General features: G+C 57.1%; 3 protein-coding genes and 1 tRNA gene. 2 read left to right on the forward strand and 2 right to left on the reverse strand.

Annotated elements, in window-relative coordinates; all coding sequences use genetic code 11:
• Positions 1-249: integrase core domain-containing protein (locus NKH67_RS33895; RefSeq protein WP_352473195.1), on the forward strand; the 249-nt coding region annotated here is incomplete at its 5' end.
• 171 nt (positions 250-420) lie between these two features.
• Here NKH67_RS33895 and NKH67_RS33900 read toward each other — a convergent pair.
• Positions 421-1,737: a tyrosine-type recombinase/integrase gene (locus NKH67_RS33900; protein WP_352473194.1), complete on the reverse strand. Its 1,317-nt coding sequence runs from the start codon at positions 1,735-1,737 to the stop codon at positions 421-423.
• Between the two features lie 127 nt (positions 1,738-1,864).
• Here NKH67_RS33900 and NKH67_RS33905 point away from each other — a divergent pair.
• Positions 1,865-1,948: transfer RNA gene (locus NKH67_RS33905), tRNA-Ser, on the forward strand.
• A 205-nt stretch (positions 1,949-2,153) separates the two neighbouring features.
• Here the strand turns inward: NKH67_RS33905 and NKH67_RS33910 are convergent.
• Positions 2,154-2,364, reverse strand: a 211-nt coding sequence (locus NKH67_RS33910) for a hypothetical protein (protein ID WP_353033087.1), incomplete at its 5' end; no start/stop codon positions are given.

A 2,364-nucleotide genomic window follows, 5' to 3' on the forward strand; every position in this document is an offset into this window, starting at 1 on the left:
CTTATTGGATCGATGGGCCGGCGCGGCAATCCCTACGATAATGCGAAAGCGGAAAGCTTCATGAAGACGATGAAGGTCGAAGCCGTCTATCCGATGGCCTACGAAACCTTCGCCGACGTCGCTGAGGACCTTCCCCGCTTCATTGATGAGGTTTACAACACCCGCCGATTGCACTCAGCGCTCGGCTATCTCAGCCCGCAACAGTTCGAGGACCAACACGCCCGGCAGATGGTCAAAACTGCGGCTTGACCCTGTCCGGTCCGAGGGGCGCACTCCAGGTGCTGGTCAAAATGAACCCTCACCCAAGACAGCGAAGCAGGAGACGTCAATCCGCCTAGCAATGTAGGAAACGGCGAAAGCGCTCTATTGGCTGAAGGACTCGGCCTTCGGAGGGTTGGTGTTCCACTTTCCTAGAGCCGCCTAGTCTTTCCCTCTCATTAGATCAGAAAGCAGGCCCCTACTTGGAAGCACGGGCCAAGCAGAAGCTCGACGCTTCGTTTCCTTCTGTCTTGACCGACCGGCCTCGAGCATCCGACGTGAGATGGACTCCTGCTGCTGGCGCAGATGATCGCTGAGCAGCTTGTTGCGTGTGATGTAGCCTGCGTTAACACCCGGGATCGAGTGGTTCATCAAGAGGTGAACGTCCAGCTCCGCAACGCCCGCGGTTTGCGCGATTGTGCGGAAAGTCTGCCGCAGGTCATTCCCCCATTTCGACAGATCGCTGCGCTTTTCCTTGTGCTCGATAACGTGACCGCTTTTGCTCTCGGCCGGGAACAGCCAGTCACGCGATTGCTCGGCATAGAGAGCCCGGCCGATACGCATCACTCGAACCAGGCAGCGGATCATGGCTTTCGAAAGCGGTATGTCGAAGGCCTTGACCTCGCCGCCCTTGGGCTTGGGTATGTGCAGGACACGCGCGCGAAAATCGACATGCTGGACCCGCGCCTTCCTGATTGCTTCAGGGCGATGGCCTGACAGCAGCATGAACAGATGGAGTTCCCGCCGAACGGGGTTCTTCAACGCCGCGAGTTGTGTGAACCATTCCTCCAGATCCGAAAGCCCGAGCGCGGTGTTGCGCCGATGTTCGGCATTCCAGTCTATGGCTGAGACCGGATTGTCCGCCGGCAGCGTGCGGGCGACCTTGCGAGCATGATTGTAGACGGCGCGCAGCGTTCGCATGCAGCCATTGGCGATGTAGGCGCCATTCTCTTTGGTGAGTTTTTCGTGCCGCACGGTCACGAGCGAAGGATCATTGCCCAGCTTGGAAAGGGGCTCGTCAAGCCAGCCGACCAAGAGCCGCTCGACGTGATCACGATAGTTGTTGATCGTCCCATCGCTGCGACCCTTGTTCTTCATATGCCCGTCGCGATAGCGCTCCCAGGCAGTGCGAAGAGTGGGGTTCGCGATCGACGACAGATCAACCGCTTCAACATCGCCGTCCCGCTTGCGCGTCGACGCGCGAGGGTCAACGCCGTTGGCGATCTTGCCGAGAATGTCCTTGGCCTTCGCCCGCGCCGCACGCGTTGTGAGTTCTCCAACTTCGGCAACCTTCATCCGGACGGAAAGACGCTTGCCCGCCTTCATTCGATCACCCTGGACAACGAACGTTTTTTTCCGTTTGCCCACGAGCACCATGAAGCCCTGCAGGTCGGTGTCTCGAGCAAAATATTGGCCCGAAGACGCATGCTGGAGGCTTGCGACGGCGCGGTCTGTAAGGGGGATTCTAAGGTCTGCCATGAAATTAGTACGGGATTAGTACGGGGTTGCGCCATCTTCGATCTGTTGGTCTGTCTACGCCATCATAGCCGCGCAGTACGAAAAATACGACAACTTGAGCATGTTAGGACGAGTGAAAACGTACAACGACCTGCATTGGGAAACAATGGAAAAGGTCGTCTGACAGATTCCTAATTTGTAGGTCACAGGTTCGATTCCTGTGGGATCACCACTCAGTCACGGCAAATATGGCCCAAGCTAAATTAGAGCAAGGCTAGGCGATTCCCTTACCGGCCATCCTGGTCGGTGACCCATTAGCTTTCAAAGCAGCCATCAGCGTAGGCCCGACCGAAACCTCCCCGGCCCTCGCCTTCTCAGCCAGCACGCGCAGATACATCGCCGATCACATGGACTTCATGGAGCCGCAGAAAAATAGTTCACTCTTTGTTCTTTTCCGAAACGCGTGGCGGGATATAGTCTGGCGTGTCCTTTAACTGATTCCTCAGGGAGGCAGCGCGCAGATGACCGTCCAGCCCATCAATACCATGCTGCAGGGGGACAGGATTCTCAATGAACCGATAATCAGCTGCCCAAGCTGCAAGACGGAAATCAAGCTCAATGAGTCGCTCGCGGCCCCTTTGATTGCCG

It is taken from the genome of Mesorhizobium sp. M0968 (assembly GCF_040319065.1).
Classification (GTDB): Bacteria; Pseudomonadota; Alphaproteobacteria; order Rhizobiales; family Rhizobiaceae; genus Mesorhizobium.